The sequence below is a fragment of the Pseudomonas sp. GM41(2012) genome (assembly GCF_000282315.2).
GTDB lineage: Bacteria > Pseudomonadota > Gammaproteobacteria > Pseudomonadales > Pseudomonadaceae > Aquipseudomonas.
The window spans coordinates 733,917-749,665 of the sequence record NZ_AKJN02000007.1 but is presented as its reverse complement, the minus strand read 5'-3'; the positions used below and the strand labels follow the sequence as shown (position 1 = coordinate 749,665).

The window sequence follows — 15,749 nt, the reverse complement described above, 5'->3', positions numbered from 1 at the left end:
CAGCTACGCCCCGCGTTCCGCTTCGTTTAAGGCCTCTTGCATGTCCGATCCTCGTTACCAGGTCGACGTCAGCGTCGTCACCCGCTATCTGGCAGAACAATCGCAACCCGAGCAAAATCGCTTTGCCTTCGCCTATACCATCACCGTGCACAACAATGGCGAGCTACCGGCCAAACTGTTGTCGCGGCACTGGGTGATCACCGACGGTGACGGGCATGTCGAAGAGGTTCGCGGAGCCGGCGTTGTTGGCCAGCAACCGTTGATCGAGGTGGGCGAAAGCCACACCTACAGCAGCGGCACCGTCATGACCTCCAAGGTCGGCACGATGCAGGGCACTTATGAAATGGTTGCCGACGACGGCAAACACTTCGACGCCATCATCGCCCCATTCCGCCTGGCGGTGCCCGGAGCCCTGCACTGATGGCAACGTACGCCGTCGGCGATCTGCAAGGCTGCCTTCAAGCACTGCAATGCCTGCTCAAGCAAGTCGCCTTCGACCCGACACGGGATCGTCTGTGGCTGGTCGGCGATCTGGTCAACCGTGGCCCGCAGTCCCTGGACACCTTGCGCTTCCTCTATAGCATCCGCGAATCGCTGGTATGCGTGCTCGGCAACCACGACCTGCACTTGCTGGCTGCCGGGAAAAACATCGAACGCTTGAAGAAGTCCGACACCCTGCTCGAGATTCTCGCCGCGCCCGATTGCGCGGAACTGCTGGAGTGGCTGCGTCAGCAAAAGCTCATGCACTACGACGAACAGCGCGATGTCGCCCTGGTACATGCTGGCATTCCGCCCCAGTGGTCGCTGCGCAAAGCCTTGAAGTATGCCGCCGAAGTCGAGACGGCATTACGCGATGACAACCTGTTGCCGCCCTACCTCGATGGCATGTACGGCAACGATCCGGCGAAATGGGACAACGATCTCAAAGGCGTGACACGCCTGCGGGTGATCACCAACTATTTCACCCGTATGCGGTTTTGTACCGCCGAGGGCAAGCTTGACCTCAAAAGCAAGGAAGGCCTCGACAATGCGCCACCGGGCTACAAACCCTGGTTTCAGCACAAAGAGCGCAAGACCAAGGGCCTGAAGATCATCTTCGGCCACTGGGCCGCTCTGGAAGGCCGATGCAATGAGCCGGGCATCTCGGCCCTCGACACCGGTTGTGTCTGGGGTGGCGCCCTGACCCTCATGAATGTCGACAGCGGTGAACGCCTGTCTTGCAAATGCGACGAGCATGGCCTTGCCCTGCCGCCAGTCGCCACACTTATCCCCGAACCATCGTCAGCAAGCGCCCCGCGCTAGACTGCGCTTTCAGCCGAGCCACAGGAGCCCGCCATGAGCGAATTCAAACGTATCCCCCCGGAACAGGCCCAGGCCCTGCGCGAGCAAGGCGCGGTGGTGGTCGATGTTCGCGACCCTGCGACCTTTGCCGCACTGCACATCGCCGGCTCGAAGCATCTGGATAACCACTCCATCTCGGATTTCATCCGCGCTGCCGACCTCGACGCACCAACCGTGGTGGTCTGCTACCACGGCAATTCCAGTCAGAGCGCCGCTGCGTACCTCATTAGTCAGGGCTTCTCCGACGTCTACAGCATGGATGGTGGTTTTGAGCTGTGGCGTACGACTTACCCTTCGGAAACGGCGCAAGGCACTTCCGAATAATATTTTTGTAACGCGCAAGCCCCGGTCCCCGCGGGCTTGCGCGGTGGCAGACGAACGGTCTGCCACAACTAATTACGTATCTCGCCTTTACCTCCCGAATTCCCAACTATCCTTAAGCGCAGGCCATCCAAAACAGGGGAGAGCCGGTACACCGGCGCGCGGGTCATCGGGAGTAGCTTTCGGGGTAGTCAGCTTCGAAAGAGTTCTGGGGGGTAAACAGCGACTGCATATTCGGTCGCTGCCAGCATCGACTGAATGATCCGGCGTCGGCTCCACGTATCGAGCGAGGTGACGTCATGAGTATCTTTAGCCACTTCCAACAACGCTTCGAGTCCACACGCCAGGAAGAACTCTCGCTGCAAGAGTATCTTGAACTGTGCAAAAGCGACCGCAGCGCCTACGCCTCCGCCGCCGAGCGTCTGTTACTGGCCATCGGTGAACCGGAGCTCCTCGACACCTCGGCCAACTCGAGGCTGTCGCGAATCTTTTCCAACAAGGTAATCCGCCGCTATCCGGCCTTTGAAGACTTCCACGGGATGGAAGAATGCATTGACCAGATCGTGTCGTATTTCCGCCATGCCGCTCAGGGCCTGGAAGAGAAGAAACAGATTCTCTATTTGCTCGGCCCTGTGGGTGGCGGTAAATCATCCCTGGCCGAGAAGCTGAAACAGCTGATCGAAAAAGTGCCCTTCTACGCGATCAAGGGCTCGCCGGTATTCGAATCACCTCTGGGTCTGTTCAACGCCACTGAAGATGGCGCGATTCTCGAGGAAGACTTCGGCATTCCACGGCGCTACCTCAATACCATCATGTCGCCATGGGCGACCAAACGCCTCGCCGAATTCGGCGGCGACATCAGCCAGTTCCGTGTGGTGAAGCTGTATCCGTCGATCCTCAACCAGATCGCCGTGGCCAAAACCGAGCCGGGAGATGAAAACAACCAGGACATCTCGGCGCTGGTGGGCAAGGTCGATATTCGCAAACTCGAGGAATACCCACAGAACGATGCCGACGCCTACAGCTACTCGGGCGCACTGTGCCGGGCCAACCAGGGCCTGATGGAATTCGTCGAAATGTTCAAGGCACCGATCAAGGTGCTGCACCCACTGCTGACCGCCACTCAGGAAGGCAACTACAACAGTACCGAAGGTCTGGGGGCCATTCCGTTTACCGGGATCCTGCTGGCCCACTCCAACGAATCTGAATGGCATACCTTCCGCAACAACAAAAACAACGAAGCTTTCATCGACCGGATCTACATCGTCAAAGTGCCGTACTGCCTACGGGTCAGCGACGAAGTGAAGATCTACGACAAGCTCTTGTTCAACAGCTCACTGGCCAAGGCTCACTGCGCGCCTGACACCCTGAAGATGCTTGCCCAGTTCACCGTACTCTCGCGACTGAAAGAGCCGGAGAACTCCAACATCTACTCCAAGATGCGCGTGTATGACGGTGAAAACCTCAAGGATACCGATCCGAAGGCCAAGTCGATCCAGGAGTACCGCGACAACGCGGGTGTCGACGAAGGCATGAACGGCCTGTCGACTCGCTTCGCGTTCAAGATCCTGTCGAAAGTGTTCAACTTCGATCCACACGAAATCGCCGCCAACCCGGTGCACTTGCTGTACGTGCTGGAACAACAGATCGAACAGGAACAATTCCAGGCGGAAACCCGCGAACGCTATCTGCGCTTCCTCAAGGAGTACCTGGCACCGCGTTATATCGAATTCATCGGCAAGGAGATCCAGACCGCCTACCTCGAGTCTTATAGCGAGTATGGCCAGAACATCTTCGATCGCTATGTGCTGTACGCCGACTTCTGGATCCAGGACCAGGAATACCGCGACCCGGAAACCGGCGAGATCCTCAACCGCGTAGCGCTGAACGAAGAACTGGAGAAAATCGAAAAACCGGCCGGCATCAGCAATCCGAAGGATTTCCGCAACGAAATCGTCAACTTCGTACTGCGTGCCCGGGCCAATAACAACGGCAAGAACCCGACCTGGCTCAGCTACGAAAAACTGCGGGTGGTCATCGAGAAGAAAATGTTCTCCAACACCGAGGACCTCCTGCCAGTCATCAGCTTCAACGCCAAGGCCAGCAAAGAGGACCAGCAGAAGCACAACGACTTCGTCACACGGATGGTCGAGCGGGGCTACACCGACAAACAGGTACGACTGCTGTCCGAGTGGTACCTGCGGGTCAGAAAATCACAATAACCCGCTGCCGGTCAGACCGGTTGTCGTCAGCCAGAGGCCTGTGTACGCATTTTCTGTTACACAGACCTCTGGGAGGTGTTCGAAAGTCGGTAGCGAGGTTCAATCAGCGTCCAAAAGCGCTTGGGGGAGCGTGAACATCCCTTGGCACCGTCGATGCTGCATAACCGCTCGCCCCTTTCAGGACAGCTTCTAAGGAGCAGTCATGAGCTATGTGATCGACCGACGTCTCAATGGCAAGAACAAGAGCACGGTGAACCGTCAGCGGTTTCTGCGGCGTTACCGTGATCACATCAAAAAGGCTGTCGAAGAGGCGGTCAGCCGGCGCTCCATTACCGATATGGAACACGGCGAACAGATCAGCATTCCCGGTCGCGACATTGACGAGCCGGTGCTTCACCACGGTCGCGGTGGCAAGCAGACCGTCGTGCACCCGGGCAACAAGGAATTCACCAGCGGCGAGCACATTGCCCGCCCGCCCGGAGGTGGCGGTGGCAGAGGCCCCGGCAAGGCCGGCAACTCGGGCGAAGGGATGGACGAGTTTGTCTTCCAGATCACCCAGGAGGAATTCCTCGAATTCATGTTCGAGGACCTTGAGCTACCGAACCTGGTCAAGCGCAACCTGACCGGCACCGACACCTTCAAGACCGTTCGTGCCGGGATCAGTAACGAGGGCAATCCGTCGCGGATCAACATCATCCGCACCCTGCGCTCGGCCCATGCACGGCGAATCGCCCTGTCTGGCAGCAGCCGGGCGAAATTACGCGAAGCCAAGGAAGAACTGCTGCGACTCAAGCGTGATGAGCCAGACAATTTCGGCGATATTCAGAAAGTCGAAGCAGAAATCGAAAAACTCAGTGCGCGCATTCATCGCGTACCGTTCCTTGATACCTTCGACCTCAAGTACAACCTGCTCATCAAGCAACCCAACCCCAGTTCCAAGGCGGTAATGTTCTGCCTGATGGACGTGTCCGGCTCCATGACCCAAGCGACCAAGGACATCGCCAAGCGCTTCTTTATCCTGCTGTACCTGTTCCTCAAGCGTAACTACGACAAGATCGACGTCGTGTTCATCCGCCACCACACCAGTGCCCGGGAAGTGGACGAAGAGGAGTTTTTCTATTCTCGCGAAACCGGCGGCACCATCGTTTCCAGCGCCTTGAAACTGATGCAGGAGATCATGGCCGAACGCTATCCGAGCAATGAGTGGAATATCTATGCCGCCCAGGCCTCCGACGGCGACAACTGGAACGACGACTCACCAATCTGCCGCGACATTCTGATCAACCAGATCATGCCGTTCGTGCAGTACTACACTTACGTTGAGATCACCCCGCGCGAACATCAGGCCCTTTGGTTCGAGTACGAACGCATCGCCGAAGCCTTCTCTGACACTTTTGCCCAACAACAACTGGTCTCGGCCGGGGATATCTATCCGGTCTTCCGTGAACTCTTCCAGCGCAGGTTAGTGACATGACCGCCAAAGAGCAGAAGCGCCAACCCATTTCCACCGGCTCCGAATGGACGTTCGAGCTGATTCAGGCCTACGACAAAGAAATCAGTCGTCTGGCGGCTCGCTACGCGCTCGATACTTACCCCAACCAGATCGAAGTGATCACCGCCGAGCAGATGATGGACGCCTACGCCTCCGTCGGCATGCCGCTGGGCTATCACCATTGGTCCTACGGCAAACACTTCCTCAGCACCGAGAAATCCTACAGTCGTGGCCAGATGGGGCTGGCGTACGAAATCGTGATCAACTCGGACCCATGCATCGCCTATTTGATGGAAGAAAACACCATCTGCATGCAGGCTTTGGTCGTCGCCCATGCCTGCTACGGGCATAACAGCTTTTTCAAAGGCAACTACCTGTTCCGCACCTGGACTGACGCCAGTTCGATCATCGATTACCTGGTCTTCGCCAAGCAATACATCATGCAGTGCGAAGAGCGCCACGGTATCGACGCGGTCGAGGACCTGCTGGATTCCTGCCACGCCCTGATGAACTATGGGGTCGATCGCTACAAACGCCCATATCCGATTTCCGCCGAAGAAGAACGTCGTCGGCAAAAGGACCGTGAAGAGCATTTGCAGAAACAGATCAACGATCTGTGGCGGACCATTCCAAAAGGTGCGGACAAGTACAGCGACAAGGACAACGCGCGCTTCCCCGCCGAACCTCAGGAAAACATCCTCTACTTCATCGAAAAACACGCACCACTGCTGGAGCCATGGCAGCGGGAAATCGTGCGGATCGTGCGCAAGATCGCTCAGTATTTCTACCCGCAACGTCAGACTCAGGTGATGAACGAGGGGTGGGCCACGTTCTGGCATTACACCCTGATGAACGACCTGTATGACGAAGGCCTGGTGACCGACGGCTTCATGATGGAGTTTTTGACGTCGCACACCAGCGTGGTCTACCAACCTGGCTTCGACAGCCCCTACTACAACGGCATCAACCCCTACACCCTGGGTTTTGCCATGTACCGGGACATTCGCCGCATGTGTGAACACCCTACCGAAGAGGACTATCGCTGGTTCCCTGAGATTGCCGGCACCGACTGGCTGTCGAGTATCAAGTTCGCCATGAGCAGCTTCAAGGATGAAAGCTTCATCCTGCAATACCTGTCACCCCAGGTGATTCGTGACCTGAAATTGTTCAGCATTCTTGATGACGACCAGAAGGAGGATCTGCTGGTCCCGGCCATTCATGACGAAGGTGGCTACCGCATCATCCGTGAAACCCTGGCGGCGCAGTACAACCTCGGCAATCGTGAACCCAACGTGCAGATTTACAGCATCGACCGGCGTGGTGACCGCTCGCTGACCTTGCGTCACCAGCAACACGACCGCAAACCGCTGGGCGAGTCCACCGAGGAAGTGCTCAAACACCTGCACCGCCTCTGGGGCTTCGATATTCATCTGGAAACCCTGCAAGGCGACCAGGTGATGAAAACCCATCATGTTCCGCCCAGAGGTGAACATAGCGAAGGGGATTACGGCCGGCTGGACCTGGCTGTCATCCATCTTTGATCCTGTTTCTGCCTCCGGAGGTTCGACGCAAAGGTTATTCTGTCGAGCTAACGGAGGTTTTTTATGCAGATTTATAAAGTCGGCGGTGCGGTACGCGATCGCCTGCTGGGCAAGCCTGTCACCGACATCGACTGGGTTGTGGTTGGCGCCACCACTGAAGAAATGCTCGCCAAGGGCTTTCGCCCGGTGGGTGCGGATTTCCCGGTGTTTCTTCATCCAAAAAGCGGTGAGGAATACGCCCTCGCCCGGACCGAGCGCAAAAGCGGTCGTGGTTACGGCGGCTTTACCTTTCATGCCAGCCCCGAAGTCACCCTCGAAGAAGACCTGATCCGTCGTGACCTGACCATCAATGCCATGGCCGAAGACGATCAGCAGAACCTGACCGATCCTTACCACGGCCAGCGCGATCTCGAGGCACGCTTGCTTCGTCACGTTTCCCCCGCGTTTGCCGAAGATCCGCTCAGGGTTCTGCGCGTTGCCCGCTTTGCAGCTCGTTACGCGGGGCTCGGTTTCACCGTGGCGCCGGAGACGCTGGAACTGATGCGCCAACTCAGCGAGTCAGGCGAACTGGAAGCCTTGACCGCCGAACGCAGCTGGAAGGAAATTTCCCGCGCCCTGATGGAAGATCAGCCACAGGTGTTCATCGAAGTGCTGCGCGAGTGTGGCGCTCTCAAGGTATTGATGCCGGAAGTCGATGCCCTGTTCGGCGTACCGCAACCGGAAGCCCACCACCCGGAAATCGACACAGGCGTGCACACTTTGAGCGTGCTGGAGCAAGCGGCGCGGCACAAACAACCACTCACCGTGCGTTGGGCCTGCCTGCTGCACGACCTCGGCAAGGGACTGACGCCCGAGGAGGAGTGGCCCCGACACATTGCTCATGAGCACAAGGGCTTGAAGCTGATAAAAGCGGTCAACGAACGCTTCAAGGCGCCGAAGGACTGTCAGGAGCTGGCTCTGCTGGTGGGCGAATATCACACCCACGGCCATCGCGCCCTGGAGCTGAAGCCGTCGACTTTGCTGGAGTTGCTACAGAGTTTTGACGTTTACCGTCGGCCGCAGCGGTTCGAGGAATTTATCGCAGCGTGCGAGATGGACGCCCGAGGACGCAAAGGGCTGGAGCAGCGAAGTTACCCACAGGCTGATTATTTGCGAGGGGCGGCGAATGCTGCTCGGACCGTAGCGGTTCAGCCGTTGCTGGAGAAGGGATTCAAAGGACCGGAGCTGGGTGAGGCGATCAAGCGCGAGCGGCTCAAGGCGTTGAAGGCTTACAAAGAACAAGCGTAAGCAAGATCAAAAGATCGCAGCCTTCGGCAGCTCCTACGGATTTACATCAATCCCCTGTAGGAGCTGCCGAAGGCTGCGATCTTTTGCTTCACAACAAATTCGAAGGGGTCAGCTGCTCGCCACGCCACTCAAACGCCACCGGCGCCAACACCTGATCAATCTGCGCCTCGCGCCACAACGTCGCAAAGCTCTTGCCTACCCCCGGATGCACGCGATCCGGCGCAATCAGCGACAACGGCCACAGCACAAAGGCATTTTTCAGAATTTCTGCCCGCGGCAGGATCAAGCCATCAAAGTTGCCCACCAGATCGCCGAACAGCAGCACGTCGATATCCAGCGGCAAACCCTTGCGATCCGGCGCATACCGGCCGTTGTCCGCCTCGATGAATTTCAGCCGGCGATCCAGCTCCATCAGCGGCAAATCGGTAAAAGCCGACACCACAAAATTGAAGAATGGCCCGCTCTTGATCCCCACCGGCTGGCTTTCGAACACCGCCGAGCAGCGTATATCCACCAGGAAACCGGCCAAAGCTTCCAGGCCAGCCTGCAAATGGGATTCGCGCTCGATATTGCTACCGAGCCCGAGAAACACCTGAGTCAGCGACATCCGCGCTCGATCTCCACGCCCACACCACCCGTGGCAGCCGGGATGGCGCCTGGCTTGGTCAGCTTGAGGCGCATCCAGGTGATGTTGAATTCGCTCATCAGGACTTCCGTCAGACGCTCGGCGAACGTCTCGACCAGCTGGAACTGCGCCTGCTCGGCAAAGGCCTGGATACGCGACGACACACTGGCGTAATCGAGCGCCAGAGTCAGGTCATCACCGGCGGCGGCCGGGCGATTATCCCAGGCGAAACTCAGATCAAGACGCAAGCACTGTCGGATGCCTCGCTCCCAGTCGTAGGCACCAATCACGGTGTCGACTTCCAGGCCCTCGATAAACACTCTGTCCAAGCACTTTTCTCCGCTGCACGACAAGGGCGCAATGCGCCGTTAGAATCAGGGCGTCCTCGCCCGGAATAGTTAGCATGTTTTGGTTACTGGCGACCCTCGCCTACCTGCTCGGCTCTCTGTCCTTCGCCATTTTGCTCAGCCGCCTGACCGGTAACCCCGATCCGCGAATGAGTGGCTCGGGTAATGCCGGCGCCACCAACATGTTGCGCCTGGCCGGCAAAAAACTCGCCGTCCTGACCTTGATCGGGGACCTCTTCAAAGGCCTGCTACCCGTACTGATCGCCGGCGTTGCGGGCCTTTCGCTTCAAGAACAGGCCTGGATCGGCGTCTGCGCCGTCATCGGTCACCTGTTCCCGTTGTACTTTCGCTTCCGCGGCGGTAAAGGTGTCGCCACCTCTGCCGGCATGCTGCTGGGCCTCTACCCGCCCGCCGCACTGCTGGCGGTCTGCGCCTGGCTGCTGACGTTCTACCTGACTCGCACCAGCTCACTGGCGGCCTTGATCGCTACACCGCTGACCCTGCCGCTACTGGCCTGGCAAGAACCGGCGGCACTGCTGCCCATGAGCGCACTCACGGGACTGATCGTCTGGCGTCATCGGGGCAATCTACGCGACCTGTTTGCCGGGCGCGAACGGCATTTTTAAATACCGGGCATGAGCGCCGCTCATCACAGCGCAGATAATTGCTCCATCGGCCAACGCGCCTGCACGCTGATCGCCAGGCTTTCGTGCTGACCGGCCTGTAAGCGCTGGCAGCCGGCAAAGGCAATCATCGCGCCGTTGTCGGTGCAAAACTCCGGACGGGCATAAAAAACGTCGCCCTTCATGTCGCCGAGCATCTTCTCCAGTGAGGTACGCAGTGCCTTGTTGGCGCTGACGCCGCCAGCGATCACCAGACGCCTCATACCGGCCTGCTTCAGGGCACGCTTGCACTTGATGGTCAAAGTCTCCACCACGGCCTGCTGGAACGCCAGCGAGATGTCGCAACGGGCTTGCTCGCTGTCGTCCCCGGCGCTGACGCTCTGCTGCCAGGTGTTCAGGGCGAAGGTTTTCAAGCCACTGAAACTGAAAGCCAGGCCTGGGCGGTCGCACATCGGACGCGGGAAAGTGAAACGTCCTGCAACCCCTTGCTCCGCCAGCCGAGCGATTTCCGGGCCCCCCGGATAATTGAGGCCCATCATCTTCGCGGTCTTGTCAAAAGCTTCGCCGGCAGCATCGTCGAGGGTCTCGCCCAACAGCGTGTATTGACCGATCCCGTCGACCTGAACCAGCTGCGTATGACCGCCAGACACCAACAAAGCGACGAACGGAAATTCCGGTGGTTGCGACTCCAGCATCGGTGCCAGCAGGTGACCTTCCATGTGGTGCACACCCAGCGCCGGAATACCCCAGGCGAAGGCCAGCGCCTGAGCGCAGGAAGCGCCCACCAACAAGGCACCGACCAGGCCAGGACCCGCGGTATAAGCGATGGCGTCGATCTCGGTCGGCACACAGTCAGCTTCGGCCAACACCTGACGAATCAAGGGCAGCATGCGTTTGACGTGGTCACGCGAGGCCAGCTCCGGCACGACCCCGCCATAGGCGCGGTGCAGGTCGATCTGGCTGAACAGCGCGTCGGCCAGCAGGCCGCGTTCACTGTCATATAATGCGACACCGGTTTCGTCGCAGGAGGTTTCTAATCCCAGTACTAGCATGGGTTTGCGCCTTGTTTAGGCTGAATTCGAAGGCGCGCATAATAGTCGCCATGTGATGCCCCGACTAGCGGTTTTCGATCAGAGGCTTTGCATTCCGAGCGATGAGGGGTTAACATCCGCAACCCTTAAAAACCGACGTCTTCAAGTGCTCTTTTGCCACGAGGATGTTGACCCCGGTAATGAATGAAGGTAGCTCTGGATGCCAGCCGTCAAAGTAAAAGAGAACGAACCCTTCGACGTAGCTCTGCGTCGTTTCAAGCGCTCCTGCGAAAAAGCCGGTGTACTGGCTGAAGTTCGTAGCCGCGAATTCTACGAGAAGCCTACTTCTGAGCGTAAGCGCAAAGCAGCAGCCGCTGTTAAGCGTCACGCCAAGAAAGTTCAGCGCGAACAGCGCCGCGCCGTTCGTCTGTACTAATACACAGACGTTCGTAGCAAGCTTCTGCCAAGCCCGGCCCTCAGCCGGGCTAATGGCATTTGCGGAAAACGCTTGATGCTTCACCGTCAAAGCCGCACACGCGACCAAGACAAATCTGCTTCACAGCGTCAGACCTGGCTCTTTTGCCAGCGGTGCACGTCTTTTCTGACGAGCCTTCCAAGGCTACTGACGAGCACACCCACTGATTCCTCTCACGACGATCAGCCCAAGGCACCTTCTTGCGTGCCAGCTTATGAGCTATCCGAGGCCATCGACAGGCCGCAGCGGATTTCAGCGCAACACTTTCAAATAGTCGAATACTGATTGGTACTAACGTCAGTGGATTTTCGGCAGATACACTTCCCGACAGCGATTACGCAGACGACACTGGTCGAGCCGCACATTTTGCGCGCCTCAAACAACGACCCGCGTTCAGCCGCTCTTCGTTTCGGATCCATTGCAGCGCAGATGACGAGAACGCCATGGCCGGGCTAATTCCCCAGAGCTTCATTGACGACCTTCTGAACCGCACCGACATCGTCGATGTGGTCAGCTCGCGCCTGCAAATGAAAAAGGCTGGCAAGAACTACACCGCCTGCTGCCCGTTTCACAAAGAGAAAACCCCCTCCTTCAGCGTCAGCCCCGAAAAGCAGTTTTACTATTGCTTTGGCTGCGGCGCTGGCGGCAACGCCCTCGGCTTCATGATGGACCACGACAATCTGGATTTCGTCCAGGCTGTCGAAGAACTGGCCAAAGCCGCCGGCATGGAAATCCCCCGCGAAGAAAGCGGACGGCCGCACAAACCGCGGCAGCCGACCGATTCGCCGCTCTACCCGCTACTCACCGCCGCCGCCGACTTTTACCGTCAGGCACTGAAAAGCCATCCATCGCGAAAAGCAGCTGTGGATTACTTGAAAGGCCGCGGACTGACCGGCGAAATCGCCCGAGACTTCGGCCTCGGCTTTGCCCCGCCTGGCTGGGACAATCTGTTCAAGCACTTGAGCAGCGACACCCTGCAACAGAAAGCCATGATCGATGCTGGCCTGCTGATCGAGAACGCCGAAACCGGCAAACGCTATGACCGCTTCCGCGATCGCGTGATGTTCCCGATCCGCGACAGCCGCGGGCGAATCATCGCCTTCGGCGGCCGGGTATTGGGCGACGACAAGCCGAAATACCTGAACTCACCGGAAACCCCGGTATTCCATAAGGGCCAGGAACTCTACGGCCTTTATGAAGCACGCAAGAACAACCGCAACCTCGACGAAATCATCGTCGTCGAAGGCTACATGGATGTTATCGCCCTCGCCCAGCAAGGCCTGCGCAACGCTGTCGCGACCCTGGGCACCGCCACCAGCGAAGAGCACTTGAAGCGCCTGTTTCGCGTCGTGCCCAACGTGCTGTTCTGTTTCGACGGCGATCAGGCAGGTCGAAATGCCGCCTGGCGGGCATTGGAGGCAGCGCTGCCGAGCCTGCAGGACGGGCGGCGCGCACGCTTTCTGTTTCTGCCCGAAGGCGAAGACCCGGACACGCTGGTCCGCTCCGAAGGCACTGATGCCTTCCGCGCACGGATCAACCAGCACGCCCAACCCTTAGCGGATTATTTTTTTCAGCAGCTGACCGAGGAATCGGACCCACGCTCGCTCGAAGGCAAGGCCCACATGGCCACCCTCGCCGCGCCGCTGATCGACAAAGTCCCGGGGGCGAACCTGCGCATCCTGATGCGTCAGCGCCTGACCGAAATTACCGGGCTTAGCGGTGAAGCCGTGAGCCAGTTGGTGCAAAGCGCTCCTCAGGAGGCCCCACCGGCGTACGACCCGGGCATTGATTACGACGCCATGCCGGATTACAGCGACTACCATCAGCCGCAGACACAAGAGATGTATGTGCCGCAGCAGGAATGGACGCCGAAGAAACCCGGCGCCGGCGGCAAAAAATGGGACAAAAAACCGTGGGACAAAAACGGCAAACGCGGCGGTGATCACGATCAACCCCGCGCGCCACGGGTGCCGGCTGCTGTAGAGCCGCCAACCCTGGCCGCCTTGCGCACGCTATTGCATCACCCGCAATTGGCCGAGAAAGTCGAGGATGCCGGGCACTTTGCTGCCGAGGATCACACCAACACGCAATTACTGGTGGCCCTTCTCGAAGCCGTACAGAAGAATCCCAAGCTAAACTCATTTCAGTTGATTGCACGCTGGCACGGAACGGAGCAAGGACGTTTGCTCAAGGCGCTGGCGGAAAAGGAATGGCTGATTGACGGAGATAACCTTGAACAACAGTTTTTCGACACCATTACTAGCTTGTCAGCCCGCCAACGCGAGCGAAACCTGGAACAACTTCTCAGAAAAGCACGTCAAAGTGAACTGAGTGCCGAAGAGAAAAATCAACTGCGCGACCTATTAAGTCGCAATGTTTCCGCAACAAGCCCGACCTCAACTGGCGCGTGAGGTCATAGCTCAGGTATAATCCTCGGCTTGTTTTTTGCCCGCCAAGACCTTCAGTGGATAGGGTGTTATGTCCGGAAAAGCGCAACAGCAGTCTCGTATCAAAGAGTTGATCACACTTGGTCGTGAGCAGGGTTACCTGACTTACGCGGAGGTCAACGACCACCTGCCGGAGGATATTTCAGATCCGGAACAGGTGGAAGACATCATCCGCATGATCAATGACATGGGGATCAACGTATTCGAGGTTGCGCCAGATAAGGATTCCCTTATGCTGGCCGACGCCGATACCGACGAAGCCGCGGCCGAAGAGGCAGCAGCAGCGTTGGCAGCGGTCGAGACCGACATTGGTCGCACCACCGACCCAGTGCGCATGTACATGCGTGAAATGGGTACGGTAGAGCTCCTCACACGTGAAGGCGAAATCGAAATCGCCAAACGTATTGAAGAGGGCATCCGCGAAGTGATGGGCGCAATTGCGCACTTCCCTGGCACGGTTGACCATATTCTCTCCGAATACACTCGCGTCACCACCGAAGGTGGCCGCCTGTCCGACGTCCTGAGCGGTTATATCGACCCGGACGACGGCATTGCGCCGCCTGCTGCAGAAGTGCCGCCGCCTGTCGACCCGAAAGCCGTGAAAGCGGACGACGATACCGACGACGACGACGCTGAAGCCAGCACCGACGACGAAGAAGAAGCCGAAAGCGGTCCGGATCCGGTCATCGCAGCTCAGCGCTTTGGCGCTGTCTCCGATCAGATGGAAATCACCCGCAAGGCGCTGAAAAAGCACGGTCGTGGCAACAAGCTGGCAATTGCCGAGCTGGTGCTTCTGGCTGAGTTGTTCATGCCGATCAAACTGGTTCCGAAGCAATTCGAAGGCCTGGTCGAGCGTGTTCGCAGTGCCCTGGATCGTCTGCGTCAGCAAGAGCGCGCGATCATGCAACTTTGCGTTCGTGATGCCCGCATGCCGCGTGCCGACTTCCTGCGCCAGTTCCCGGGCAACGAAGTCGACGAAAGCTGGACCGACGCACTGGCCAAAGGCAAAAGCAAATACGCTGAAGCCATTGGTCGCCTGCAACCGGACATCATTCGTTGCCAGCAGAAGCTGACCGCGCTGCAAACCGAAACCGGTTTGACGATCGCCGAGATCAAGGACATCAACCGTCGCATGTCGATCGGTGAGGCCAAGGCCCGCCGCGCGAAGAAAGAGATGGTTGAAGCGAACTTGCGTCTGGTGATCTCCATCGCCAAGAAGTACACCAACCGTGGCCTGCAATTCCTCGATCTGATCCAGGAAGGCAACATCGGCTTGATGAAAGCGGTAGATAAATTCGAATACCGCCGCGGCTACAAATTCTCGACTTATGCCACCTGGTGGATCCGTCAGGCGATCACTCGCTCGATCGCCGACCAGGCCCGCACCATCCGTATTCCGGTGCACATGATCGAGACGATCAACAAGCTCAACCGCATTTCCCGCCAGATGTTGCAGGAAATGGGTCGCGAACCGACCCCGGAAGAGCTGGGCGAACGCATGGAAATGCCTGAGGACAAGATCCGCAAGGTATTGAAGATCGCTAAAGAGCCGATCTCCATGGAAACCCCGATCGGTGATGACGAAGACTCCCATTTGGGTGACTTCATCGAAGACTCGACCATGCAGTCGCCAATCGATGTCGCCACTGTTGAGAGCCTTAAAGAAGCGACTCGCGAAGTTCTGTCCGGCCTCACTGCCCGTGAAGCCAAGGTTCTACGCATGCGCTTCGGTATCGACATGAATACCGACCACACCCTCGAGGAGGTTGGTAAGCAGTTCGACGTGACCCGTGAACGGATTCGTCAGATCGAAGCCAAGGCGCTGCGCAAGCTGCGCCACCCGACGAGAAGCGAGCATTTGCGCTCCTTCCTCGACGAGTAATAACAAAACCCCCGGCCCAGGCCGGGGGTTTTGCTTTTATACAGATTAAATCCCCCGCACCTCCCCCCCTCCGAATTGCCCGTCTACACTCGAAACATTCCCCGAGCCATAACGA

General features: G+C 58.2%; 14 protein-coding genes. 11 read left to right on the top strand and 3 right to left on the bottom strand.

The window, feature by feature from the left end; genetic code table 11:
• The first annotated feature begins 40 nt into the window (after window positions 1-40).
• The 7 genes from apaG to PMI27_RS11170 all read left to right on the top strand — a co-directional run bounded on the left by apaG (window position 41) and on the right by PMI27_RS11170 (window position 8,204).
• Window positions 41-421, top strand: coding sequence for a Co2+/Mg2+ efflux protein ApaG (gene apaG / locus PMI27_RS11140; RefSeq protein WP_008147202.1), 381 nt, complete (start codon window positions 41-43; stop codon window positions 419-421).
• Window positions 421-1,302 carry a symmetrical bis(5'-nucleosyl)-tetraphosphatase gene (locus PMI27_RS11145; RefSeq protein ID WP_008147201.1) on the top strand — a complete coding sequence of 294 codons (882 nt, stop codon included), beginning with the start codon at window positions 421-423 and terminating at the stop codon, window positions 1,300-1,302. Before apaG ends, PMI27_RS11145 begins: the two co-directional genes overlap by 1 nt.
• 33 nt (window positions 1,303-1,335) lie before the next feature.
• Window positions 1,336-1,665 (top strand): thiosulfate sulfurtransferase GlpE, encoded by a 330-nt coding sequence (gene glpE, locus PMI27_RS11150; protein WP_008147200.1) that lies wholly within the window; start codon window positions 1,336-1,338, stop codon window positions 1,663-1,665.
• Window positions 1,666-1,961: 296 nt separating this feature from the next.
• A complete protein-coding gene (locus PMI27_RS11155) occupies window positions 1,962-3,884 on the top strand; it encodes a PrkA family serine protein kinase (RefSeq protein ID WP_008147199.1) in 1,923 nt (640 codons plus the stop codon).
• 202 nt (window positions 3,885-4,086) lie between these two features.
• Window positions 4,087-5,358, top strand: a complete 1,272-nt coding sequence (locus PMI27_RS11160) for a YeaH/YhbH family protein (protein ID WP_008147198.1) — start codon at window positions 4,087-4,089, stop codon at window positions 5,356-5,358.
• A complete protein-coding gene (locus PMI27_RS11165; RefSeq protein WP_008147197.1) occupies window positions 5,355-6,917 on the top strand; it encodes a SpoVR family protein in 1,563 nt (520 codons plus the stop codon). Before PMI27_RS11160 ends, PMI27_RS11165 begins: the two co-directional genes overlap by 4 nt.
• Window positions 6,918-6,980: 63 nt before the next feature.
• The gene (locus PMI27_RS11170) at window positions 6,981-8,204 is read left to right on the top strand and encodes a multifunctional CCA addition/repair protein (protein ID WP_008147196.1); all 1,224 of its coding nucleotides are present in this window, start codon (window positions 6,981-6,983) and stop codon (window positions 8,202-8,204) included.
• Between the two features lie 88 nt (window positions 8,205-8,292).
• Here the strand turns inward: PMI27_RS11170 and folK are convergent, their stop codons facing one another.
• A complete protein-coding gene (gene folK / locus PMI27_RS11175) occupies window positions 8,293-8,811 on the bottom strand; it encodes a 2-amino-4-hydroxy-6-hydroxymethyldihydropteridine diphosphokinase (protein WP_008147195.1) in 519 nt (172 codons plus the stop codon).
• Window positions 8,802-9,158 (bottom strand): dihydroneopterin aldolase, encoded by a 357-nt coding sequence (gene folB, locus PMI27_RS11180; RefSeq protein WP_008147194.1) that lies wholly within the window; start codon window positions 9,156-9,158, stop codon window positions 8,802-8,804. Before folB ends, folK begins: the two co-directional genes overlap by 10 nt.
• Window positions 9,159-9,232: 74 nt before the next feature.
• On the opposite strand from folB, the gene plsY reads away from it, so the two are divergent.
• A complete protein-coding gene (gene plsY, locus PMI27_RS11185) occupies window positions 9,233-9,802 on the top strand; it encodes a glycerol-3-phosphate 1-O-acyltransferase PlsY (RefSeq protein ID WP_008147193.1) in 570 nt (189 codons plus the stop codon).
• A 23-nt stretch (window positions 9,803-9,825) separates the two neighbouring features.
• Here plsY and tsaD read toward each other — a convergent pair whose 3' ends face one another.
• The gene (tsaD, locus tag PMI27_RS11190) at window positions 9,826-10,851 is read right to left on the bottom strand and encodes a tRNA (adenosine(37)-N6)-threonylcarbamoyltransferase complex transferase subunit TsaD (protein ID WP_008147192.1); all 1,026 of its coding nucleotides are present in this window, start codon (window positions 10,849-10,851) and stop codon (window positions 9,826-9,828) included.
• 199 nt (window positions 10,852-11,050) lie between these two features.
• Here tsaD and rpsU point away from each other — a divergent pair, with 199 nt between their 5' ends.
• From rpsU to rpoD, 3 genes are all read left to right on the top strand, one after another.
• A complete protein-coding gene (gene rpsU / locus PMI27_RS30605; RefSeq protein WP_002551877.1) occupies window positions 11,051-11,266 on the top strand; it encodes a 30S ribosomal protein S21 in 216 nt (71 codons plus the stop codon).
• Window positions 11,267-11,748: 482 nt separating this feature from the next.
• A complete protein-coding gene (gene dnaG, locus PMI27_RS11195; protein ID WP_008147191.1) occupies window positions 11,749-13,716 on the top strand; it encodes a DNA primase in 1,968 nt (655 codons plus the stop codon).
• Between the two features lie 67 nt (window positions 13,717-13,783).
• Window positions 13,784-15,634: an RNA polymerase sigma factor RpoD gene (gene rpoD, locus PMI27_RS11200; protein ID WP_008147190.1), complete on the top strand. Its 1,851-nt coding sequence runs from the start codon at window positions 13,784-13,786 to the stop codon at window positions 15,632-15,634.
• Window positions 15,635-15,749 lie beyond the last annotated feature (115 nt).

Excerpts from the sequence above, each read along its gene's own strand:
- dnaG (WP_008147191.1), top strand. The coding sequence starts at position 11,749 with ATGGCCGGGCTAATTCCCCAGAGCTTCATTGACGACCTTCTGAACCGC.
- PMI27_RS11170 (WP_008147196.1), top strand. The coding sequence starts at position 6,981 with ATGCAGATTTATAAAGTCGGCGGTGCGGTACGCGATCGCCTGCTGGGC.
- plsY (WP_008147193.1), top strand. The coding sequence starts at position 9,233 with ATGTTTTGGTTACTGGCGACCCTCGCCTACCTGCTCGGCTCTCTGTCC.
- PMI27_RS11160 (WP_008147198.1), top strand. The coding sequence starts at position 4,087 with ATGAGCTATGTGATCGACCGACGTCTCAATGGCAAGAACAAGAGCACG.
- PMI27_RS11145 (WP_008147201.1), top strand. The coding sequence starts at position 421 with ATGGCAACGTACGCCGTCGGCGATCTGCAAGGCTGCCTTCAAGCACTG.
- glpE (WP_008147200.1), top strand. The coding sequence starts at position 1,336 with ATGAGCGAATTCAAACGTATCCCCCCGGAACAGGCCCAGGCCCTGCGC.
- tsaD (WP_008147192.1), bottom strand. The coding sequence starts at position 10,851 with ATGCTAGTACTGGGATTAGAAACCTCCTGCGACGAAACCGGTGTCGCA.
- PMI27_RS11155 (WP_008147199.1), top strand. The coding sequence starts at position 1,962 with ATGAGTATCTTTAGCCACTTCCAACAACGCTTCGAGTCCACACGCCAG.
- PMI27_RS11165 (WP_008147197.1), top strand. The coding sequence starts at position 5,355 with ATGACCGCCAAAGAGCAGAAGCGCCAACCCATTTCCACCGGCTCCGAA.
- rpoD (WP_008147190.1), top strand. The coding sequence starts at position 13,784 with ATGTCCGGAAAAGCGCAACAGCAGTCTCGTATCAAAGAGTTGATCACA.
- folK (WP_008147195.1), bottom strand. The coding sequence starts at position 8,811 with ATGTCGCTGACTCAGGTGTTTCTCGGGCTCGGTAGCAATATCGAGCGC.
- apaG (WP_008147202.1), top strand. The coding sequence starts at position 41 with ATGTCCGATCCTCGTTACCAGGTCGACGTCAGCGTCGTCACCCGCTAT.
- rpsU (WP_002551877.1), top strand. The coding sequence starts at position 11,051 with ATGCCAGCCGTCAAAGTAAAAGAGAACGAACCCTTCGACGTAGCTCTG.